This window comes from Vibrio sp. Vb0937 (assembly GCF_033338855.1).
Window position 1 is genome coordinate 1 of record NZ_JAWOTK010000033.1, and the last position, 22,725, is coordinate 22,725.

16 protein-coding genes are annotated in these 22,725 nt (G+C 45.5%); 6 read left to right on the forward strand and 10 right to left on the reverse strand.

Annotated features, from left to right (window positions below; all coding sequences use genetic code 11):
• Positions 1-800: 800 nt before the first annotated feature.
• The 4 genes from R7P67_RS21070 to zntR all read right to left on the reverse strand — a co-directional run bounded on the left by R7P67_RS21070 (position 801) and on the right by zntR (position 7,237).
• Positions 801-2,936 (reverse strand): lysine decarboxylase CadA, encoded by a 2,136-nt coding sequence (locus tag R7P67_RS21070; protein WP_017635553.1) that lies wholly within the window; start codon positions 2,934-2,936, stop codon positions 801-803.
• 117 nt (positions 2,937-3,053) lie between these two features.
• Positions 3,054-4,397: a cadaverine/lysine antiporter gene (gene cadB, locus R7P67_RS21075; RefSeq protein ID WP_262654224.1), complete on the reverse strand. Its 1,344-nt coding sequence runs from the start codon at positions 4,395-4,397 to the stop codon at positions 3,054-3,056.
• Positions 4,398-5,112: 715 nt separating this feature from the next.
• Positions 5,113-6,675, reverse strand: coding sequence for a lysine decarboxylation/transport transcriptional activator CadC (gene cadC / locus R7P67_RS21080; protein ID WP_005382530.1), 1,563 nt, complete (start codon positions 6,673-6,675; stop codon positions 5,113-5,115).
• A 163-nt stretch (positions 6,676-6,838) separates the two neighbouring features.
• Complete coding sequence (gene zntR / locus R7P67_RS21085; protein WP_005382529.1) at positions 6,839-7,237, reverse strand: Zn(2+)-responsive transcriptional regulator; 399 nt, start codon at positions 7,235-7,237, stop codon at positions 6,839-6,841.
• 265 nt (positions 7,238-7,502) lie between these two features.
• On the opposite strand from zntR, the gene purH reads away from it, so the two are divergent.
• Positions 7,503-9,095, forward strand: a complete 1,593-nt coding sequence (gene purH / locus R7P67_RS21090) for a bifunctional phosphoribosylaminoimidazolecarboxamide formyltransferase/IMP cyclohydrolase (protein WP_258641393.1) — start codon at positions 7,503-7,505, stop codon at positions 9,093-9,095.
• Positions 9,096-9,250: 155 nt separating this feature from the next.
• On the forward strand, positions 9,251-10,540 hold the full coding sequence (gene purD / locus R7P67_RS21095; protein ID WP_047102533.1) for a phosphoribosylamine--glycine ligase: 1,290 nt from the start codon (positions 9,251-9,253) through the stop codon (positions 10,538-10,540).
• Between the two features lie 84 nt (positions 10,541-10,624).
• On the opposite strand, the gene R7P67_RS21100 is transcribed toward purD, so the two are convergent.
• Positions 10,625-11,323: a DUF1481 domain-containing protein gene (locus R7P67_RS21100; protein WP_262654226.1), complete on the reverse strand. Its 699-nt coding sequence runs from the start codon at positions 11,321-11,323 to the stop codon at positions 10,625-10,627.
• Positions 11,324-11,362: 39 nt separating this feature from the next.
• Entirely contained in the window at positions 11,363-11,635 is a 273-nt protein-coding gene (gene hupA, locus R7P67_RS21105) for a nucleoid-associated protein HU-alpha (RefSeq protein WP_005382524.1), read from the reverse strand.
• Between the two features lie 253 nt (positions 11,636-11,888).
• Here hupA and R7P67_RS21110 point away from each other — a divergent pair, with 253 nt between their 5' ends.
• Entirely contained in the window at positions 11,889-13,022 is a 1,134-nt protein-coding gene (locus tag R7P67_RS21110) for a hemolysin family protein (RefSeq protein WP_005382522.1), read from the forward strand.
• A gap of 79 nt (positions 13,023-13,101) precedes the next feature.
• On the opposite strand, the gene R7P67_RS21115 is transcribed toward R7P67_RS21110, so the two are convergent.
• Positions 13,102-13,689 (reverse strand): YjaG family protein, encoded by a 588-nt coding sequence (locus tag R7P67_RS21115; RefSeq protein ID WP_005382520.1) that lies wholly within the window; start codon positions 13,687-13,689, stop codon positions 13,102-13,104.
• A 66-nt stretch (positions 13,690-13,755) separates the two neighbouring features.
• Here R7P67_RS21115 and R7P67_RS21120 point away from each other — a divergent pair, with 66 nt between their 5' ends.
• Positions 13,756-14,679 (forward strand): D-2-hydroxyacid dehydrogenase, encoded by a 924-nt coding sequence (locus tag R7P67_RS21120; RefSeq protein WP_005382519.1) that lies wholly within the window; start codon positions 13,756-13,758, stop codon positions 14,677-14,679.
• Positions 14,680-14,681: 2 nt separating this feature from the next.
• Positions 14,682-15,254 carry a uracil-DNA glycosylase family protein gene (locus tag R7P67_RS21125; RefSeq protein ID WP_005382518.1) on the forward strand — a complete coding sequence of 191 codons (573 nt, stop codon included), beginning with the start codon at positions 14,682-14,684 and terminating at the stop codon, positions 15,252-15,254.
• Positions 15,255-15,494: 240 nt separating this feature from the next.
• Here R7P67_RS21125 and hemE read toward each other — a convergent pair whose 3' ends face one another.
• Both hemE and nudC read right to left on the reverse strand, forming a co-directional pair.
• A complete protein-coding gene (gene hemE / locus R7P67_RS21130) occupies positions 15,495-16,562 on the reverse strand; it encodes a uroporphyrinogen decarboxylase (protein WP_239932455.1) in 1,068 nt (355 codons plus the stop codon).
• Between the two features lie 247 nt (positions 16,563-16,809).
• Entirely contained in the window at positions 16,810-17,607 is a 798-nt protein-coding gene (gene nudC / locus R7P67_RS21135; protein WP_239932456.1) for an NAD(+) diphosphatase, read from the reverse strand.
• Between the two features lie 177 nt (positions 17,608-17,784).
• Here nudC and R7P67_RS21140 point away from each other — a divergent pair, with 177 nt between their 5' ends.
• On the forward strand, positions 17,785-18,276 hold the full coding sequence (locus R7P67_RS21140) for an Rsd/AlgQ family anti-sigma factor (RefSeq protein WP_005382515.1): 492 nt from the start codon (positions 17,785-17,787) through the stop codon (positions 18,274-18,276).
• A gap of 172 nt (positions 18,277-18,448) precedes the next feature.
• On the opposite strand, the gene rpoC is transcribed toward R7P67_RS21140, so the two are convergent.
• Positions 18,449-22,651, reverse strand: a complete 4,203-nt coding sequence (gene rpoC / locus R7P67_RS21145) for a DNA-directed RNA polymerase subunit beta' (RefSeq protein WP_005382514.1) — start codon at positions 22,649-22,651, stop codon at positions 18,449-18,451.
• Positions 22,652-22,725: the final 74 nt, after the last annotated feature.

A 22,725-nucleotide genomic window follows, 5' to 3' on the forward strand; every position in this document is an offset into this window, starting at 1 on the left:
CATAAAGTAATGTTTGAATTGACTGTGCTGAATCTTTCGATTCAATGGTCACTTCGTTTCATTGAAACCTAATTTGACACCGCTTTCCGTTAAGAAAGAAATATCTAATTGGATTATCATCAACGAGTGCCCACACAGATTGATAGGTTCTTATTTTTAAAGAGCTTTTCTAACATTTTCAGCAACTTAGTTGCTCGTCGTTAGGGGTGCGTATCTTACTTCACACCGTGAGAGAGTCAAGCATTTTTTTCAAATTTTTTTCTCTCAATTCCGACTCGCTGTGTGACTTTCGTCTCACTCCGTGTCGGTGGATGCGCAGTATAGGGAGTTGAGAAATTAGTACAAGCGTTTTTTGCAAAAAAACCTTCAACCGAACAAATAACGAGCATTCTGCATAGATACTCAACGATCTTGTCTAATATTTCGGGTTGCAGAGGATCTTTTCATGATGAAACACCTGACTTCTGCATTAAAAGATCGCCGATTTCTTTGTGATTTTGATTGCTGATCTTATCTCTCTTGGTTCTTTTTTTCTCTTTCTATCTATATAAAGACGAAAAAAGAGCAGAACGATGACGAACTGCTCTTTTGGTCTTTGCTTTTTATTTGGGGTACTTCAGGTGAAGTCTTGGAAAAGTGTTTCTTCTATATATAGAAGAAAAGATCAGAGCATCCTTGCCCTTATCTTTACGACAGATGAGTTAGGGGTATATCTAAATGTCGTTATTGTTCGATGACGCATTGAGCTCGTAAGAGTGGAGCATGCTTGCATTCCCAATGGCGTCATCTTCGAGAGGAACTTAGTTCTTCAATACTTTTACGGTGTAACTACCATCTTTTTGTTGGTATAGACCGTGGATGTCGGTTTCGAAACCTGGGTAATGCGCACCGATCTCACAAAGCATCTCTAGGAAGTCCAGCACAGGGCGAGACTCTTGAGTCACCATTTCACCAGGAAGTACTAGTGGCACACCTGGAGGGTAAGGAAGGATCATGTTCGCACTTACGCGGCCAACCATTTCTTCCAGTTTGATTTCTTCAATGTTGCCACGAAGCTCTTCTTGCCATGCTGCGTGTGGTGTTACTTTCATTTCTGGAAGTACATCGAACGCTTTGTACATTAGCTCAGGTAGGTTGTATTTCTTAGTTAGGTCATGAATCGCTTGTGCTAGTTCTTGAACACGCATGCCTTCATAGAAGCTTGGGTCTTCGTTGTATAGTGAAGGTAGGAAGCTCTTGATGGTTAGGTTCAAGTCGTAGCCACGTTTAAATTCAGTTAGGCCGCGTAGCAATTGCATTGCTTTTGATTTGTCGATACCGATTGAGAATAGGAACAACAAGTTGTATGGACCTGTTTTCTCTACCACGATGCCGCGCTCGTCTAGGAATTTAGCCACCAGCGAAGCAGGAATACCTGATTCTTCTAGTTCGCCTTCTTTATTCATCCCCGGAGTCAGTAGCGTTACTTTGATTGGGTCAAGATACATGTGGTTGTCATCCATGTTCTTGAAGCCGTGCCATGTGTCGCTAGGGTCTAGTTTCCAACATTCCGTGGTATCGATGTTTTCTGGTTGCCATACATCGAAGAACCAGCTGTCGCTTTCTGCTTCTAGACGTTTGATCTCTTTACGGAAGCGGATTGCGCGATCGATAGAGTCTTGCATCAACTTCTTACCAGTGTTGCCGCGCATCATTGCCGCTGCAGTTTCAGTAGAAGCAACAATGCCGTACTGAGGTGAAGTTGAAGTGTGCATCATGAATGCTTCGTTGAAAGATTCTTTATCAAAGTCGCCTTTCACATGAATCATTGAAGCTTGTGAGAACGCAGCCAACAGTTTGTGTGTTGATTGTGTTTCGTAGAACACTTTGCCTGGCATCGCTTCACCACTCATACCACATTTACCTTCGTAAATTGGGTTGAAGTTAGTGTAAGGCACCCAAGCACTGTCGAAGTGGATGTGTTTACAATCTAGCGACTCTTTGATGAATTGTGTGTTGTACAGCAAGCCATCGTAAGTTGAGTTAGTCACTACTGCGTAAGTTGGTGCTGTTGCACCTGGTGTTTTCGCCACTTTCTCTGCAATGACATCGCGGCTGAATTCGCTTTGTGGAATACCACCAAGGATGCCGTATGCGTTACGAGTTGGGCGGAAGTAGATTGGTGTCACGTCGCTCATCATCATTAGGTGAGTCAGAGATTTGTGACAGTTACGGTCAATCAGTACTGTGCTGCCCGCAGGTGCTGAGTACATACCAACGATTTTGTTCGATGTAGACGTACCGTTCGTTACGATGTACGAGCTGTCTGCATTGAATGTGCGTGCGATGTATTCTTCTGCATCTTTATGTGGACCTGAGTGGTCTAGTAGAGAACCTAGTTCAGGCATTGAGATTGATACGTCCGCTTTGAATGTGTTTGGACCGTAAAAATCGTAGAAGATGCTACCAGCAGGGCTTTTCTGGAATGCAGTACCGCCCATGTGACCTGGAGTACAGAAGGTGTATTTACCTTCTTCTACGTATTTGAATAGCGCTTTAGTGAATGGAGGCATGATGGCATCTTTGTATGCCTCAGTCGCTTGGTTGATTTTGATAGCGATGTCGTCAGCCATACCTAAAGCGTACTCGAAGAAGCTCACGTTTAGACGTAGGTCTGTTAGTGAAATGTCTAGAGTAGACTGTTCGTTAGCAAATGCGTGAACAGGCAGTTTTTCGTTGATTTGGCTGATACGTTCACATAGCTCAAGTGAGTATTTATCCCAGTCGAACAACACACCGCAAATGCGTGGGTTCATCTCAATCATTTTGATCAAGTCTTTATCATCTACTGGGTAAACCACTTCGTAGCCCGCTTTCTCAAGAGCAGCGTGAAGTTGACGAACTGGCTCTTCTTTAAAGAACACACCCATGTGGTTCAAGATAGCGAATATATTCATTTGGACATCTCCAAGGCGAATGAGGGCGCTCTTTGCCATTTACAGGCAATGAGTAAGGTGAGCGCCGCGTGAATTTGGGTTTTATGGGCTGGCACCGTAGTGCCAGCGTTTTGGGGATTAGTTGCTTGCTTGGGCAGGCATGTCTTCAGCGTGCATTTTCACGTACTGAGCAAGACCTGCTTTTTTGCTGTAGAACATCAAGATAACTAGAGACACGATGAAGGTTGCTGTTAGCGTACCGCCCTCTGCACCTGCTAGTGCGATGAAGCAGAACAGACAAGCCACACCAGAGAACAGCATTACGAAGCCGTTGCGTGTTGTCATACCTTCGAAGCGAATCAAGTTAATGCTTGAGTAGAAGTAAGGCAGCATTGTTAGTAGAACTGCGTCAGTCGTTAGCTGGTTGAACAGGTCTGATGCGTGTGCTGTTTTAGAGCTGAAGAACATCAGTACAACCATCAGTGCAGTCATCTTGATTGACGCAAGGATTAGACCTTTCTTAGGCACACCGTTTTTGTCAGTTTCGCCGTAGATTTTAGGGAAGTTGCCATCGCTTGCTGCACGTTTACCAGCCTCGCCCACCAGCATCATCCAAGAACCTAGCGAAGTGAAACATGCTAGTGCTGTGAATGCTGATACGAATGGTGCAGTCCAGCTACCGAATAGCTCAGTGGTTGCCAATGCAAATGGCGCACCTGATGCCGCAACTTCTGACGCTGGGAACATGCCGCTGATCATTTGAGTTGATAGGATGTAAATCACACCTGCGATAGCAGTACCTAACATAGTTGCTAGTGGTACAGTACGTTTAGGGTTTTCTACCATACCCGTCGATACCGCTGCTGATTCCACACCTACGAATGACCATAGGCAGATAAGAACCGCTGTTACTACCGCGTGGCTGTCAGTGCCTGCTGATACGTTCCAGTTTTGGCTGTAAAGCGCAGTATCGAAGTGCGTCCAACCAAATGCAGCTGTACCAACAACTGGGATAAGGATAAGAACTAAACCAAGCGTACATAGACGGCTTACCCAGCTACCACCAAGTAGGTTGACGAAAGTGAAGATCCATACCGATGCAATCGTCGCAATACCTGCTGGAATTGGGTTATTAAGCACAGGGAAGAATACTGAAAGGTAAGAAACACCTGTAATGGCAATAGCCAGGTTACCAATCCAGTTCGCGTGGTAATAAAGAACGCCCGTTTGGAAACCAAATACCGGAGACACTTCGCCAGCATAAGCGATAGGACCACCTTCTTGTGGGTTTTTGGTTGCCAGACGAGCGTAAACGAACGCCAGACTCAGTGCACCGACCAAACAGATCAGCCAACTGAAGATTGAAACAGAGCCTACAGAGGCAAGACTAGAAGGTAATAGTGCAATACCACTACCCATCATGTTACCGGCTACGACACCCGTACAGGCAATAAGGCCGATTTTTTTCGCATTCGATGACATAACATCTCCAAATCTATTCTACTCGAGTCAACATGACTCAAACTGAATGGTTATTAGCGAGATGCTATGAGGAGGAACCTTCTCGACCTCGCTAAATTTCGAAGTGAAGACTACGCCCAAAAATCGGGAAAAAAATAAACTTGGTGTTATCAATAAAATGATTAGTTCATCAACATCAAGTTGAGATAAACATGATAAACACAAAAATATAAAACTATATTATTCATACGGTTATAAGAAAAACATCAAACCTTCTACCGATAGATAAACTCTCATCAACTCGTTGGTCATCGCGATAAAAGTTATCAACCTCTATCAACTTCCCCATCCCGAAGGGTTAATTCCCTGAAGTGTTGATTCCATAAATCTCTCCCTGATCGCGCTTTTTGACCCACATCAATATTCATCTCGCCTGCAAGAAAGCATCAAAATCATTCTCGCCACATAACTCAGCCAGACACTTCATACAATCAATAGAGATAGAGATAGAGATAGAGATAGAGATAGAGATAGAGATAGAGATAGAGATAGAGATAGAGATAGAGATAGAGATAGAGAAGCAAAGCGGGTATGTATTCCCGTTGCAAGCTTGCGCTGTTAGCTCCTTCGTAAGTCATTGCCCCACCGCCTCACCCTTTTCACTTTTCGACAGCGACAAAAAAGCCCCTCACCGAAATGAGGGGCTAGCATTAGACTGACGTTGAGTCCGAGAGAATTAAAGCATTCGAACGACAGAAGGGTGAACGGCGCGATACATGGCGTAATCAATCGCCTTCATGTTACTTGGGAAGACCAAGTTTTCGCACAGCAGGTACGTCTCAACCGACGTATCAATATAGAAAGCTTCACTGTAAGACTCACTGGCTAAATCCAGATCACCATCCAATTCGGCGTGCTTACCGCGAATCACATAGGAAAGCACTGAATCACGTAACCTCAATGCCTGTCCGAGATGCCGCTTGGCTAACGCCATGTCACCAATGATGGTTTCGTGCAGTGCTAAAGCTTCATAAATTCGCGGTTGAATTGGCCCCACCATCATTTTCACATTAGTCTCTAGTGCTTCACTGAGCTGCTGCATTCGCCCTTTCTTCAACTCCTGTGAGAAATCAAGTGCCTTTTGTACATGGTAAGCAATCAACAACTCAGCTTGAACGTAAGCATTATCCGGCTCGATTTCTAAAATGTTTTCCATCAAGTCGATACCTTGGCGGAATTGTTTAGTATCAGAGACATTAAGGTAATGGTTAGCCTGAACAAACAACTCCAACGCGTCGGGATTCATTGGCATTCCCGCCACCAGCATCGTAGATTTCAATTTGGCATCCGATACTTTCAGCACTTGCATCAAATCCAACGATGCTTGTTGAAGCACTGTCTTTAAATGACTACTGGTTAACGCGTATTGACGACTAAACAACACTTTTTCAGATGAGTTATTGCGATATTCCACCTCTAAAAAGCTGCCACCGTCATTCTCACGAACTCTCACCACAACCGATTTACCAGGCACAATGCCAGAAGTAAACGACGCCTTCTTTAGCATGACTCGGTAATCACTGACTTGAGCAATGTCGGACATCAACTTTTGGGCGAATCCGTCTGCCAAATCGTAGCTTAATCCTTCATTCGTAAAATTATCTTGAAATTTGAACTCAATCAGATGGGTATCGATGGCTTGGGTAATACGCACTTCCGATTGCTTGTAGGTAAACACGCCCATCACTACGACCAACATACTGATCCAGATGAAGTTCATAATTCCCAATCGCCAAGGACTGATTTTGTTTTTGCTCTGAGGTGCTTTTTTCTCTTTTGACATCTCGCAGACCGCGCGAGTTAGAGGACCGGCAGGAAAGGTAACGGCTGGTGCTATAGGTAGACAATCCTCTTCCGATTCTTCAACCGAAGGGGGGATCTCTTCATTTTGCCGACTTGTGACAAACTCTTCATGCGTCATAGTAACCACGTTCGCTACCAGCTTATAACCACGCTTGGGCACCGTGATAACGTAGTTGGTATTTTCCTCTCGACCGTCACGTAGTAGCTTACGCAACTCAAAGATGGATTGAGTCACCACTTGATCGGTCACAATCGCTCCAGCCCAAACGTACTGAATCAATTCCTCGCGGTTGAACACCTCATTCGCATGCTCCGCTAAGAAGTGCAAAAGATTAATTAAGCGTGGCTCAACAGTAACTTCCCTATCTTGTCGATACAGCTTATTTTCATCAACGCTCAAAACCCAGTCATTGATTTGAAAATAGACTCCAACCATGTATGAAAACTCTCGTATCTACAGACAGCGTTACGCTAGGAATCAGACAATGGTCGATTCCTACAAGTAACTAAAGGCAAGATTATAGGTGGGAAAGCAGCGTGTACCTAGAAAAGCAAGTCGCCAAAAATGCAAACTTAAGTTAAGTGATGCAAGAATGAGACTACTCAAGTGCTGCGAGGATAGAGCAATGTGTGGCGTCATCGTCTGTATGACCACAACAAGCATCATTAATCTTCTTTAACGCTCGGCGAATTTTCGTCAGCTCGTTAATTTTCCCATCAATCAGCTCTAACTTAGCAGAAGTAATGGCTTTTACCTCTGCACAGCTGTGTTCTGTCGCTTCTAACTTAATTTCTAACAGGTCTTTAATTTCATCCAGACTCAAGCCAAGATCTTTACCTTTGAGGATAAAGTGCACCTGCTTTTGATTCTCTTCATCATACAAGCGGTAGCCTGATTCGCTTCGCCCTGCGGGTTTTATTAGCGCGTTTTTCTCGTAGAAACGCAATGTATCGGCAGTCACACCACAACGTTTTGCCAGTTCACCTATCTGAAACATAACTTTCCCTATTAACTATCTCGTTACTTTTAAAGCTAAAGAACGACTTTTTTGCAATTATTTTTGAGATGCCAAACGATTGCGCGAGCTTTTTTGTAATAAATTGGTTAGAATACGCGCCATCAAATGTGGAGACTGTTTTCTAACCAGAAAACACCCTGCAAAGGTCTTTACCAAAACTGGCCAATATTTTACCCCAAGAGGTAAAAACAAGTTCATTTTTGGCAAACATCTTTAACTCCGTGAATTTGAGGAAAATGGAAGCATGAATAACGCTCGTCCTATTCGCCGTGCGCTTATCAGCGTATCAGACAAAACAGGTATTGTTGAGTTTGCGCAAGCTCTTGCTGAGCGCGGTGTCGATATCCTATCTACTGGTGGTACAGCTCGCCTACTTGCCGAACAAGGCATCGCCGTAACTGAAGTCTCTGACTACACTGGTTTCCCAGAAATGATGGACGGCCGCGTTAAAACGCTTCACCCAAAAGTTCACGGTGGTGTGCTTGGTCGTCGTGGCCAAGATGATGACGTGATGGAAAAGCACGGCATCAACCCTATCGATATGGTTGTCGTAAACCTATACCCATTCGCAGAAACCGTTGCCAAAGAAGGCTGTACACTAGCCGACGCTGTTGAAAACATCGATATCGGCGGCCCAACCATGGTTCGTTCTGCAGCGAAAAACCACAAAGACGTGACTATCGTTGTTAACGCAGGTGATTACGGCCGCGTAATTGCAGAGATGGACGCAAACGAGAAGTCTCTAACACTAGAAACTCGTTTCGACCTAGCTATCGCAGCATTCGAGCACACAGCATCTTACGACGGCATGATCGCAAACTACTTCGGCACTATGGTTCCATCTTACGGTGAGAACAAAGAAGGTGATGAAGAGAGCAAATTCCCTCGTACGTTCAACCAACAGTTCGAGAAGAAGCAAGACATGCGCTACGGTGAGAACAGCCACCAAGCAGCCGCATTCTACGTTGAAGCAAACCCACAAGAAGCATCCGTTTCTACTGCTCGCCAAATCCAAGGTAAAGCCCTTTCTTACAACAACATCGCAGACACGGACGCAGCGCTTGAGTGTGTGAAAGAGTTCAACGAGCCAGCATGTGTAATCGTAAAACACGCAAACCCATGCGGTGTTGCTCTAGGTAAAGACATCCTAGAAGCGTACAACCGTGCTTACCAAACTGACCCAACATCTGCATTCGGCGGCATCATTGCATTCAACCAAGAGCTAGACGCAGAAACAGCAACCGCTATTGTTGAGCGTCAATTCGTTGAAGTGATCATCGCACCTTCTGTTTCTGCTGAAGCGATTGAAGTGGTTGCAGCGAAGAAGAACGTGCGTCTACTTGAGTGTGGCGAATGGACAACTAAGACAACTGGCTTTGACGTGAAACGCGTGAATGGCGGTCTACTGGTTCAAGACCGCGACCAAGGCATGGTAAGCCTAGACGACCTAAAAGTGGTTTCTAAGCGCCAGCCAACAGAAGAAGAGCTAAAAGATGCACTGTTCTGCTGGAAAGTAGCGAAATACGTGAAATCTAACGCGATCGTTTACTCGAAAAGCGACATGACTATCGGTGTAGGTGCTGGCCAAATGAGCCGCGTTTACTCTGCGAAAATCGCAGGCATCAAAGCTGCAGACGAAGGTCTACAGGTTGAAGGTTGTGTCATGGCATCAGATGCATTCTTCCCATTCCGTGACGGTATCGACGCGGCTGCAGAAGCGGGCATCAAGTGTGTTATCCAACCAGGTGGTTCTATGCGTGATGACGAAGTTATTGCAGCAGCAGACGAACACGGCATGGCGATGATCTTTACCGGTATGCGTCACTTCCGCCACTAATTTCCTCTTCGTATTTGGCACTGTGGCGTCGTTAGCTGCTTTCGCCCACCCCGGTCACATAGCTGGCTATGCTCCCGGGGATGGGCTCAATTGTTGCCTAGCCACATCACCAACTACTTTGAGTAAACAGTATTTATAAGATTAGGGATTTTCATATGCGAGTTTTAATCATTGGTTCAGGCGGTCGTGAACATGCGCTAGGCTGGAAAGCAGCGCAAAACCCAAATGTTGAGACTATCTTCGTTGCACCAGGCAACGCAGGTACAGCACTAGAGCCAAAACTAGAGAACGTAAACATCGATGTAGAAGACATCGCTGGCCTTGTTGCTTTCGCCAAAGAGAAGGCGATTGAACTGACTATCGTTGGCCCAGAAGCACCATTGGTTATTGGTGTGGTTGATGCTTTCCGCGAAGCAGGTTTGCCAATATTCGGCCCGACCCAAGCCGCAGCGCAGCTTGAAGGCTCTAAAGCGTTTACCAAAGACTTCCTTGCTCGTCACCAAATTCCAACGGGTGCCTACGCGAATTTCACTGAAATCGAGCCTGCACTGGCTTACGTGCGTGAGCAAGGTGCACCGATCGTGGTGAAAGCCGACGGCCTTGCTGCTGGTAAAGGCGTGATTGTGGCAATGACGCTAGAAGAAGCTGAGGACGCAATCAAAGACATGCTAGCAGGCAACGCATTTGGTGATGCTGGTAGTCGTGTCGTTATCGAAGAGTTCCTAGATGGTGAAGAAGCAAGCTTCATCGTGATGGTCGATGGTGAGAACGTTCTGCCTATGGCCACCAGCCAAGACCACAAACGCGTAGGCGACAAAGATACTGGTCCTAACACCGGTGGTATGGGAGCATACTCTCCAGCTCCAGTGGTGACACAAGAAATCCACAACCGCATCATGGAAGAAGTGATTTACCCAACCGTACGTGGCATGGCCGCTGAAGGTAACCCTTACACTGGTTTCCTATACGCGGGTCTGATGATCGACAAAGACGGCACTCCGAAAGTGATCGAGTACAACTGCCGCTTCGGTGATCCTGAGACACAACCTATCATGATGCGCATGGAATCAGATCTTGTTGATCTGTGCCTAGCGGCAATCGACGAGAAACTGGATCAAGCGGAATCGAAGTGGGATCCACGAGCATCGATTGGTATCGTGCTAGCAGCCGGTGGTTATCCAGCAGCGTACAACAAAGGCGACGTTATTTCGGGTCTGCCACAAGTTGAAATTGAAGGCGAAAAAGTCTTCCATGCTGGTACAGGTAACAAAGATGGCGACATCGTGACAAACGGTGGTCGTGTTCTTTGTGCAACCGCACTTGGCAACAGCGTATCAGAAGCGCAGCAGCGTGCTTACGAGCTTGCAAAACAGATCAGTTGGGATGGCATGTTCCATCGCAACGACATCGGCTACCGTGCAATTGCACGTGAGCAAGAAAAATAAAAACAACATAAGTTGGCTCAAAAAACAAAAGGCGCACTCAGCGCCTTTTTTATTGTTCTTGTTCGACAGAATGCGAAGCAATGTTTATTCAGAGATCAACGTTGGCCGAGAAACACAATCAAAGTCATCGTCATTGAGCATCAACAGTTCATCGACCATTGCTTTGTTTCGTGACTGCTTGCCGACAAAAGCCACATAACTGTCTACCGATGAGAGACGCTCGATAATAAATTTTGGCAACGTCTGATTAAACTCGAGTGTCGAGAACACCTTACCTTTGCAGGTTTCAAACGATTGACCATTCCAATAACCTTGAATAAGGCTCTTATTGTTACGAGACTGCGCCTTAACCGATGCCACTACGTCATTCGCTTCTGCTTTGTAGCGCTCTAATTGGTCATGCTGAAGTGGTAAGACTTTACGGTTAACACGATATTTTTGGTAAACCGCTTCGCCATCTTTATTGAAACGGATGTGGATTTGAAAAGGCACCAACTCTTGTTTGGTATCAACTTGCTCGCCTTTTCGAATCAACTCTCGCAACTCACCTTCATCCCAGCGATAATCACTCTGGAACCAACCATTGTCCCCCATAGTCACATAATCAGCCGCCGTACTCACACGAGTGAGTTTCTCTGTCATCCAGTACAAGCTGCTAGCATCTCCCGCAACTTTACCACCAGAAAAATGCGTGAATTGTTCTAAATTAGGAGTTTCAACCGACGAACAGCCAAAAAGGGTAAGGCTAGATAGGAGAAGTGAAGTGAGTAGATGTTTTTTCATGAAATTGCACCGAGGCAGGATACCTCGGTGCATTCTAACTTAGTTTACTGATTCTTTCAGCGCTTTACCTGCTACGAATGCTGGTACGTTAGCTGCTGCGATTTGAATCTCGTCACCAGTCTTAGGGTTACGACCAGTACGTGCAGCGCGGTGGTTTACTTTGAATGTACCAAAACCAATTAGTTGAACTTGGTCACCCTCTTTAAGTGCGCCAGTTACACCATCAAGAGTCGCTTCAAGAGCAGCTTTTGCTTGTGCTTTTGATAGGTCTGCTTTCTCTGCGATAAAGTCGATTAATTGGGTCTTGTTCATTAGGTTTCCCTTCTCATAGGTTATCGAATTCGTCTCACTCTAAAACATAAATGCCCCATCTGGCAAAGGTTTGTAAGCGATCTTTCGATTTTCTGACGTACTTTTAGCCATAATATGAGTAATAACTCACAATTTGTTACCACATACCCCCTGAAAACCCTTGCTTTCCAAGGTATTTGGACCAATTTATAAGTCACTTTTGCGGTTATAATAGCTGCAAATAACCACTATCAAACTACATTCAAGGGCAACTATGCTGCTGTTATCCATTTATATCTCTATTGCAATCGGCATTTCGTTTATCTGTTCGGTGCTGGAGGCGGTACTGCTGAGTATCAGTCCGAGCTACATTGCGCAGCTCAATCAACAGGGGCATCCCGCAGCTGGGCAATTGGCTAAGCTGAAATCAGATATCGACCGACCACTGGCATCTATTCTGACTTTAAACACCATCGCTCACACTATCGGCGCGGCCACTGCTGGTGCACAAGCTGCGGTTGTATTTGGTAGCGAAGCATTAGGTATCTTTTCGGCAGTGCTGACATTGGCGATCTTAGTGCTTTCAGAAATCGTACCGAAGACGATTGGCGCGACCTACTGGCGTCAGTTGGCACCCACTGCCGCGGTCGCATTGCGTTGGATGGTATGGGCGCTTACACCCTTTGTTTGGTTCTCAGAGCAAATCACCAAGCGTCTTGCTCGTAACCACGAAGCTCCGAAGATGCGTGATGAGCTGTCTGCAATGGCGATTCTGGCACGTGAAAGCGGTGAGTTTGCCGAGGGTGAATCAAAAATCTTAAGCAACTTGCTTGGCATCCAAGATGTACCCGTAACGCAGGTTATGACGCCACGACCAGTAGTATTCCGTGTCGATGCCACAATGACCATCAATGAGTTCCTAGAAAAACACAAAGATACGCCTTTCTCACGCCCATTGGTTTACAGCGAGCAGAAAGATAACATCATAGGTTTTGTGCATCGCCTTGAGTTGTTCAAACTACAACAATCAGGTTGTGGACAGAAACAGTTGGGAGCAATCATGCGCCCAATTCAAGTGGTGCTAAACAATACCACTTTACCTAAAGTATTCGACCAGATGATGACTCATCGCTTACAGCTGGCACTTGTTGTTGATGAATACGGTACCGTGCTAGGTTTGGTAACGTTGGAAGATATTTTTGAACACCTCGTAGGCGAGGAGATCATCGACGAAGCAGATAAAAGCACTGACATGCAGGAGCTGGCTTACCAACGCTGGGAAAGCTGGAAAGAAATGCACGGCGTAATCGAAAGCCGCGATGACGATGAAGAAGATAATGAGCCGGAGAAGCAGGATAAAGAGCCAGAAGCTCAAGAGCCACCGAAACCCGACTCGAAAGAATCGTAATCAGCATTAGGTATAACAGCTTAAACGCACAAACAAAAAAGGCATCCAGTTAGGATGCCTTTTTCTATTTATTCAACAATTAAAGCGCAATACCGATGTTGCTCACACCTTCTTCACGTAGCTCTTCACGCAAATCTTTAATCAAGCTGATGTCACGTTCTACCGCTTCACGCAGCGGACGGAAGATAGCCCACTGGACGTCCCACTCTTCACATACGGCTTCGTTTTCTTTCTGGTTGTCGTTAGTGATTGGCTCTGCGCCTTGTGCTTGCTCTAGATCAGCAACGGTTTGTACCGACTGTTGACTCACTTTAAGCATTGAATCGAAAAGGTAGTCGCGGTCCAATAGACCATGCAGTAACGTAGACAAACCCTGACACGCGTCCATCGCTGGGTAAACGCCGTAAAAATCGAACTCATCCGCACTTGGGAACAACTCTTCTAACTTCTCCAATTGACGTTCGAAGTTAATTTTCGCGTTCTTAACTGTCAAAATTTCCCATACACTATCAAGAATCGCTCGGTAAGCACGCGGGTCAGCAAATTCTGTATTCTCACAAAACATCGCATAGTTTGGATACATGCGTTCACACAGACACGCCATAAAGGTAATTTGTTGCCAAGGTTCTAGTTTTTCTAAACGAACCTGAAGAGGATTCTTAAGCATAGTCACTCAATCATTGAAGAAAAAAACAGCGAAAGTGTACTTGATTCATCACAGGGAAAAAAGTTAATGCCGCATTCAAATCAGATTTTCCTGCTCTCAGAGCATCGCGACACCTACAAAACGTTACTGGCAGAGAAAAATCTGCCCGATCTTTGCCTCACCGACCAACCAGAAGCCGCTCAGATCGTACTAGCGGATCCACCCTTACTATCACAAAGCTTAGACGAGTTTTCACAGCTTGAATGGGTACAATCCACATTTGCTGGTGTCAACGCCTTAACATCCCCTAGCCTTCGTCAGGACTATACTCTAACTAACGTTCGAGGCATCTTTGGTCCACTGATTGCTGAATATGTTTTGGGTTACAGTATTGCCCATTACCGCCACTTTGCCCGATACCACCAGCAGCAACAAAACAAACAATGGCAGCCTCACCTGTACACGTCATTAAAAAGTAAAACCATGGTAATTCTTGGTACCGGTAGCATTGGGGGCTATCTGGGCAACGCCGCTAAAGCAATGGGGATAAAAACTATCGGTATTAACCGCACAGGTATCCCTACTCCAGGCGGCGAGTTTCATCAGACCTTTCATATCAATGAACTAAGTAAGGCATTTGAGCAAGCCGACATCGTTGTGAATACTCTACCAAGTACACCTGAGACGCGACAGTTACTTAATCGTCAAACGCTCAGCCAACTAAATCAGGCGTTATTGTTTAACGTAGGTCGTGGCGACGTACTGGATGAGGCAGGGTTGCTCTTCGCTCTGAAAAACCGTTGGGTAGAACACGCCTTCTTAGATGTGTTTGAGCAAGAACCGTTGTCGGTAGAGCATCCATTTTGGAAACTACCGCAAGTCACCATCACTCCACACATTGCTGCGCTGAGTTTTCCCGAGCAAGTCATCGAGATTTTTGCTGACAACTATCTACGCTGGCGCGATGGGTTTTCATTAAATTATCAAGTGGATTTCGAAAAGGGTTACTAAGAATGTCGTTAGACGAGCTATTGCAGCAAGTGAGGGCCTGCCAGATCTGCGCGGATAACTTACCTTTGGGTGCAAACCCTGTCGTGCAAGCAGCAAAAGGGGCACGCATCCTAATCATCGGTCAGGCCCCTGGCACACGTGTACACAAAACCTCGATACCTTGGAATGACCCAAGTGGTGATCGATTACGCCAATGGCTCGATATCGACAAAGACGTTTTCTACGACCCAAATAAAATTGCCATTGTCCCAATGGGATTCTGTTATCCAGGCAAAGGGAACTCTGGTGATTTACCGCCTCGTAAAGAATGTGCGCCCACTTGGCATAAAAAGATTCTTGAGCAACTGCCCAATATAGAGCTCACTCTACTAATTGGTCAGTACTCGCAGCAGTACTATCTCACCAACAAACCAAAGACGCTCACGCAAACTGTTCAGCAATGGCAAGATTGGGAACCGGACTTTATCCCGCTCCCTCACCCATCTCCACGCAATACATTGTGGTTAAAGAAGAACCCTTGGTTTGAATCTGACGTCGTGCCATACCTTAAAAAACGCGTTCACTCGATGCTTTAGGTTACCCATGCTCTAATTGCTTGTTTATCTGTACAAGAAAATTAGAACATAAAAGCCGAAGTCATAAGTATTTGTTTATATTAAATTTTAATGTCTAATGTACAGCTAGAGTAGTAATTAGATCATAGTAGGCCAAATACTACTAGAGCTGTACAGCCTTGAGTCTCAGATAGAAGAACTGAATTTTAGGTAAAAAAATACCGGCACTGAATGCCGGCATTTGATTTCAAAAGATCTAACTTACTTGTGGTATGGCTTAGATAGCTCGTGTACCGCTTCCACAAATACGCCCGCGTTTTCTGGCGGCACATCCAAATGGATACCGTGACCTAGGTTGAACACATGACCAGTACCTGCATCACCAAAACCTTCTAGAATACCCGCGACTTCTTCACGGATACGCTCTGGTGAAGCGTAAAGCATTGATGGGTCCATGTTACCTTGCAGAGCCACTTTATCACCGATACGTGCTTTCGCGTCTTCAATGTTGATTGTCCAGTCTAGACCAACCGCATCACAGCCCGTTGCTGCGATTTGCTCAAGCCACATGCCGCCATTCTTAGTAAACAGTGTGACTGGCACGCGACGACCGTCGTTTTCACGAATCAGACCATCTACAATCTTGTGCATGTATTGCAGTGAGAACAGATTGTAATCACGAGGCGTTAGTACGCCACCCCATGTGTCAAATACCATTACCGATTGCGCACCCGCTTTAATTTGCGCGTTTAAGTACTCGATAACGCTGTCTGCCAGCTTATCTAGAAGTAGGTGCAGAGTTTGTGGTTCCGCGTACATCATCTTCTTGATCTTGGTAAACGCTTTAGAGCTACCACCTTCGATCATGTACGTCGCAAGAGTCCAAGGGCTACCAGAAAAACCAATCAGCGGCACTTCACCCTTCAGGTCTTTACGGATCTGGCGTACTGCGTTCATTACGTATTGCAGTTCACCTTCAGGATCTGGCAAACCAATTTTTTCCACGTCGGCTTTGCATGTAATTGGGTTATCAAAAACAGGTCCTTCACCCGCAGCAAAACGCAAACCAAGCCCCATTGCATCTGGAATCGTTAAGATGTCCGAGAATAAGATCGCGGCATCAAGAGGAAAACGGCGTAATGGTTGAAGTGTCACTTCGGATGCTAATTCTGCATTTCGACACAAAGACATGAAATCACCCGCTTCTGCACGAGTCGCTTTGTATTCTGGTAGGTAACGACCTGCCTGGCGCATCATCCATACTGGCGTGTAATCTACCGGCTCTTTTAAAAGCGCACGCAGATAACGATCATTTTTTAATTCAGTCATTCCGTAATTCCAACTGTTAGGCTTTCTGTGAAAGGGGGTATTCTATCACTGATTTAAGTCCAATAGCTGTGTGCTTTGCAACCTGGATCAAGTTATTAACTTTTAAATCAATGCTTAATTTGCACCCAATCGGTATCAGTGTTAAAAATTTGTTCGCTAGCGAAAACTACAATTATAAACTGAGTACTTAGTACTCAGCATCTCATAACGACATCTTACTTACCCCCTCCCTCTCGGAGGGTTTTTTTTATCTATTTATCAGATAATTAGTGTCTATATCTTTCAGCGTCTGCTCGATAAGTGCTCTTGCAATCGTTCCTTTAGGCGCAACAGGCGGCATCTCGTCGATACCAAACCATTGTGCATCAGACAGCTCAGTGTAGTCTGGACTTAACTCTCCCGATTCATAGTCAGCTAAAAACCCCATCATCATACTGGATGGGAAAGCCCAAGGCTGGCTGCCAAAGTAACGAATATTTTTAACGAGAATTCCCGTTTCTTCATGAATTTCTCGAGCCACGCACTCTTCTAATGTCTCACCGACTTCTAAGAAGCCAGCAATAACCGTATACATACCATTTCGATGCCTTGGATGTTGGGCTAATAAGATCTGATTTTCTTTACGTACAGCAACGATAATACACGGAAATATTCTAGGATAATGAAGGGTGCGACATTCACCACACTGCATGGCTAACTGGTTATTATTAAGAAAGTTTCTTCCTCCGCACTGTGGACAAAAGCGCAAACTTTGCGTCATGTGCCCATATTGCACAGCTTTACTTAACAACATAAATAATGGCTCAGGAAAATGCAGGCAGTCACGCAGGGATACTAAAGGTAGATCATGCTCTAAATCGGCCAAGGTAAGCCACATGACGGGCGAACCAGAATACTCACCAATGGGTCTTGCACTCGTTACTGGCAGTGATAACTGCTCTGCAGACCCAAAGGGAACAGCACCATCCACCAGCCAAATTTCACTTCCTGCAACAACACACCAGTATGCATTTATCGCGCGGTTAACATCACCTTTTCTTAACATTACACCATCCCTTTGCTTGAAGTTCGTTCATTTTACTGGCAATCTAATTTCATACTAGAGTTTATCGTTAAGTAAATGTGCACTCTAAATTCTAGTAAGGACAAGAGTTTGTAATAACTTTACTAACTTTGCTTTGCAAAGGATACGTTCGCCGATGGGCGATCAGATCATGAGGGCATGGTCATGCTAAGAAAATTCAAACAAACACAAGACCAGTGGGGTGGCTCAAGTGATGTCATTGATCACTGGTTAGAGACACGACAATCCCTGATTGTTGAATATTGTAAGCTTGCAGCGCTGCAACCTTGTTCGAAAACCAATGTTATTGAACTCCCATCTCCTTCCGAACTGCAGGATTTCTGTCAGCATCTCGTTGATTACATCTCCGAAGGCCACTTTAAAATTTATGACATGGTTATGGACCGTTGGAAAGCAACCGGCTTTGTCGTGACTAATGAGATCAATCAAACCTATGGTCAAATTGTTCTAACGACTGAACCATTATTGAACTTTAACGATAAGTACTCAGAAGTGACTGAAGATGATGAATTAAATGATTTCGATTCTGATATGTGTCTCATTGGGGAAATTCTTGAGACTCGCTTTGAAGTCGAGGACTATCTGATACAGCAAATCGCAGAAAGCCTGTCTATGCCACCTGGAGCTTAGTATTTGCAAACATTCAGAAATAGAGTGAGAGAAAAGACTGACGATCATCGTCGGTCTTTTTTGTTTCTAGCTTTATCGAAAATCCCACCGGAAGAACAAAGTAGTATAAAAACTAAAAAGGCACCCGAAGGTGCCTTTTTCTTAAGCTTTTAACGATTACTCGTTATATGACTTACTCTTCAGAAGAGAAACCAGCGTTTAGAAGTGCCGCTAGGTTATCCGTTGCTTGCTCAGCAGAAGGACCATCTTGCGCTTCAGAACGTTTAGCTTGACGCTCTTGGTGGTATGCGAAACCAGTACCAGCTGGGATCAGACGACCAACAATTACGTTCTCTTTCAGACCACGTAGGTCATCACGCTTACCAGAAACCGCTGCTTCTGTTAGTACGCGAGTTGTCTCCTGGAACGATGCCGCAGAGATAAACGACTCAGTCGCTAGAGATGCTTTAGTAATACCTAGTAGTTCACGTTCGAAACGTGCAGGCTCTTTGCCTTCAGCTTCTAGGTTACGGTTAGCAATCTTAACTTGTGAGTATTCAATCTGCTCACCAGGTAGGAACTCAGAGTCACCAGAGTGAGTAATAGTACACTTACGTAGCATCTGACGAACGATAGTTTCAATGTGCTTATCGTTAATCTTAACGCCTTGTAGACGGTAAACTTCCTGTACTTCGTTAGCAATGTACTGCGTTACCGCGTGTACGCCACGTAGACGTAGGATGTCATGTGGAGACTCTGGACCATCTGCGATCACGTCACCACGTTCAACTTTTTCACCTTCGAATACGTTCAACTGACGATGCTTAGGAATCATCTCTTCATAAGCTTCACCGCTTTCACGTGTGATCACTAGGCGACGTTTACCTTTCGTCTCTTTACCAAAGCTCACAGTACCTGTGTGCTCAGCAAGGATTGCAGGCTCTTTCGGCTTACGTGCTTCAAATAGGTCAGCAACTCGTGGAAGACCACCGGTGATATCTTTGTTACCGCCAGACTTCTGAGGAATACGTGCTAGTGTTGCACCAACACCTACTGCTGCGCCATCTTCGATGTTCACAATCGCTTTACCAGGTAGGAAGTAGTGAGCTGGCATATCAGTACCAGGGATCATTACATCGTTACCTTGCTCGTCAACAAGTTTGATAGCTGGACGCATATCTTTACCTGCTGAAGGGCGAGCTGCTGGGTCAGTTACTTCGCTTGAAGATAGACCAGTTAGGTCATCAGTTTGACGAGATACTGTTACGCCGTCGATCATATCTACGAACTGGATGCGACCTGCTACCTCAGTAATGATAGGTAGTGTGTGCGCTTCCCAGTTTGCAACTGTTTCGCCAGCTTGAACTGTATCACCATCGCCTTTGCTTAGTAGCGTACCGTAAGGCAGTTTGTGCTTCTCTTTAGTACGACCAAACTCATCAACGATAGTTAACTCTGTCGCACGAGAAGTGATAACGATCTTACCGTCATCAGCCAATACAGATTTAGCGTTGTGTAGCTTGATAGAACCGTTGTTCTTAACTTGAACACTGTTCTCTGCCGCTGCTGTCGATGCCGCACCACCGATGTGGAACGTACGCATCGTTAGCTGTGTACCTGGCTCACCGATAGACTGAGCAGCAATAACACCCACTGCTTCACCTTGGTTCACTAGGTGACCACGTGCTAGGTCACGACCGTAACATTGTGCACAACAACCGAAGTCAGAATCACACGTTACTACAGAGCGCACTTTCATGCTGTCTACTGAGTTCTCTTCCATGATTTGACACCACTTCTCATCGATCAGGGTGTTACGTGGAATAAGAACGTCTTCAGTGCCAGGTTTTAGTACGTCTTCAGCAACAACACGACCAAGAGCAAGCTCAGAAAGTGCAACTTTAACATCACCACCCTCGATGTGAGGCATCATGTCGACACCTTCGTGAGTGCCACAGTCATGTTCAGTTACAACAACGTCTTGAGCAACGTCTACTAGACGACGAGTTAGGTAACCCGAGTTCGCTGTTTTCAGTGCCGTATCCGCAAGACCCTTACGAGCACCGTGCGTTGAGATAAAGTACTGAAGTACGTTTAGACCTTCTTTAAAGTTCGCTGTGATCGGCGTTTCGATGATTGAACCATCTGGACGCGCCATCAGACCACGCATACCCGCAAGCTGACGAATCTGTGCTGCAGAACCACGAGCGCCCGAGTCCGCCATCATATAGATGCTGTTGAATGACTCTTGTTGTTCCTCTTCACCGTCACGGTTAACTACCGTTTCAGATGAAAGGTTTTCCATCATTGCTTTCGCAACACGGTCGTTGGTCGATGCCCAGATATCGATAACTTTGTTGTAGCGTTCGCCCGCAGTAACAAGACCTGATTGGTACTGTTCCTGGATTTCACGTACTTCTTCTTCCGCTTCTGCGATTTCAGTGTACTTAGCTGCTGGTACAACCATATCGTCGATACCAACAGATACACCAGAAAGTGCCGCGTATGCGAAACCTGTGTACATGATTTGGTCAGCGAAGATTACTGTGTCTTTCAGACCTAGTTTACGGTACGCCTCGTTAAGTAGGTTAGAGATTTGCTTCTTACCTAGCTTTTGGTTAACGATGCTGTACGGTAGACCAGCTGGCACGATTTGCCATAGCATTGCACGACCAACAGTGGTGTCTACCATCTTGGTTTCTGTAGTGCTGTTGCCGTCTTCGTCTACAACAGTTTCTGTAATACGTACTTTAACGCGTGCGTGAAGCTCAGCTTGTTTAGTGCGGTATGCTTTCTCAGCCTCTTCTGGGCCAGAAAGGTACATGCCTTCACCTTTCACGTTGATCTTTTCACGAGTCATGTAGTACAGACCCAATACAACGTCCTGAGAAGGTACGATGATCGGATCACCTGACGCTGGCGACAGAATGTTGTTTGTCGACATCATCAGAGTACGAGCTTCAAGTTGTGCCTCTAGAGTTAGAGGTACGTGAACCGCCATTTGGTCACCATCGAAGTCCGCGTTGTACGCCGCACAAACAAGTGGGTGTAGCTGAATCGCTTTACCTTCGATCAGTACTGGTTCGAACGCCTGGATACCTAGACGGTGAAGTGTCGGTGCACGGTTCAATAGTACTGGGTGTTCACGGATTACTTCGTCTAGGATATCCCAAACGACCGCTTCTTCACGCTCTACCATTTTCTTAGCAGCTTTGATTGTAGTCGCAAGACCACGAGTCTCTAGCTTGCTGTAGATGAATGGTTTGAATAGCTCAAGTGCCATCTTCTTAGGAAGACCACACTGGTGTAGACGCAGGTATGGACCTACTGTGATTACAGAACGGCCAGAGTAGTCTACACGTTTACCTAGAAGGTTCTGACGGAAACGACCTTGTTTACCCTTGATCATATCAGCAAGAGATTTCAGAGGACGCTTGTTAGAACCTGTGATCGCACGACCACGACGACCGTTATCTAGTAGCGCATCAACAGACTCTTGCAGCATACGTTTTTCGTTACGTACGATGATGTCCGGAGCCGCTAGCTCTAGAAGACGCTTCAAACGGTTGTTACGGTTGATCACACGACGGTATAGATCGTTAAGATCAGAAGTCGCAAAGCGGCCGCCATCTAGAGGTACTAGAGGACGTAGATCTGGCGGAAGTACTGGAAGTACAGTTAGGATCATCCACTCAGGGTTGTTACCCGATGCGATGAACGCTTCTACCAGCTTAAGACGCTTAGTTACTTTCTTACGCTTAGTTTCAGAGTTTGTTGTCTCTAACTCTTCACGCATTTGTTCTGCTTCAGCGTGCATATCCATAGAACCTAGTAGGTCCTTGATAGCTTCCGCACCCATCTTAGCAGTGAACTCGTCGCCCCACTCTTCTAGACGATCTAGATACTCTTCTTCAGTAAGCATCTGACCTTTTTCTAGATCAGTCATACCAGGCTCTGTTACTACGTACATTTCGAAGTACAGAACGCGTTCGATATCACGTAGAGGGATATCCATTAGTAGACCGATACGAGACGGTAGCGATTTTAGGAACCAGATGTGAGCTACTGGTGAAGCCAGTTCAATGTGGCCCATACGGTCACGACGAACTTTAGTTTGTGTAACTTCTACACCACACTTCTCACAGATAACACCACGGTGCTTCAGGCGCTTGTACTTACCACAAAGACATTCGTAGTCTTTAACTGGACCAAAGATACGCGCACAGAACAGACCATCGCGTTCAGGTTTGAACGTACGATAGTTGATCGTTTCAGGTTTTTTAACTTCACCGAAAGACCATGAACGGATCATGTCTGGTGAAGATAGACCGATTTTGATTGCATCAAATTCTTCGGTCTTATGCTGTGCTTTTAGAAAGTTTAATAAGTCTTTCACAATCAGCTCCTGTAAGGAGTTAAAAGGAGCTCACTCGCTAAAGTGAGCACCTTCTTCCAAATAATCGCTTTGAT

Excerpts from the sequence above, each read along its gene's own strand:
- R7P67_RS21120 (WP_005382519.1), top strand. The coding sequence starts at position 13,756 with ATGCCGCATTCAAATCAGATTTTCCTGCTCTCAGAGCATCGCGACACC.
- R7P67_RS21070 (WP_017635553.1), bottom strand. The coding sequence starts at position 2,936 with ATGAATATATTCGCTATCTTGAACCACATGGGTGTGTTCTTTAAAGAA.
- R7P67_RS21115 (WP_005382520.1), bottom strand. The coding sequence starts at position 13,689 with ATGCTTAAGAATCCTCTTCAGGTTCGTTTAGAAAAACTAGAACCTTGG.
- cadB (WP_262654224.1), bottom strand. The coding sequence starts at position 4,397 with ATGTCATCGAATGCGAAAAAAATCGGCCTTATTGCCTGTACGGGTGTC.
- R7P67_RS21125 (WP_005382518.1), top strand. The coding sequence starts at position 14,682 with ATGTCGTTAGACGAGCTATTGCAGCAAGTGAGGGCCTGCCAGATCTGC.
- zntR (WP_005382529.1), bottom strand. The coding sequence starts at position 7,237 with ATGTTTCAGATAGGTGAACTGGCAAAACGTTGTGGTGTGACTGCCGAT.
- nudC (WP_239932456.1), bottom strand. The coding sequence starts at position 17,607 with ATGTTAAGAAAAGGTGATGTTAACCGCGCGATAAATGCATACTGGTGT.
- cadC (WP_005382530.1), bottom strand. The coding sequence starts at position 6,675 with ATGGTTGGAGTCTATTTTCAAATCAATGACTGGGTTTTGAGCGTTGAT.
- R7P67_RS21110 (WP_005382522.1), top strand. The coding sequence starts at position 11,889 with ATGCTGCTGTTATCCATTTATATCTCTATTGCAATCGGCATTTCGTTT.
- purD (WP_047102533.1), top strand. The coding sequence starts at position 9,251 with ATGCGAGTTTTAATCATTGGTTCAGGCGGTCGTGAACATGCGCTAGGC.
- hemE (WP_239932455.1), bottom strand. The coding sequence starts at position 16,562 with ATGACTGAATTAAAAAATGATCGTTATCTGCGTGCGCTTTTAAAAGAG.
- purH (WP_258641393.1), top strand. The coding sequence starts at position 7,503 with ATGAATAACGCTCGTCCTATTCGCCGTGCGCTTATCAGCGTATCAGAC.
- hupA (WP_005382524.1), bottom strand. The coding sequence starts at position 11,635 with ATGAACAAGACCCAATTAATCGACTTTATCGCAGAGAAAGCAGACCTA.
- R7P67_RS21100 (WP_262654226.1), bottom strand. The coding sequence starts at position 11,323 with ATGAAAAAACATCTACTCACTTCACTTCTCCTATCTAGCCTTACCCTT.
- R7P67_RS21140 (WP_005382515.1), top strand. The coding sequence starts at position 17,785 with ATGGTCATGCTAAGAAAATTCAAACAAACACAAGACCAGTGGGGTGGC.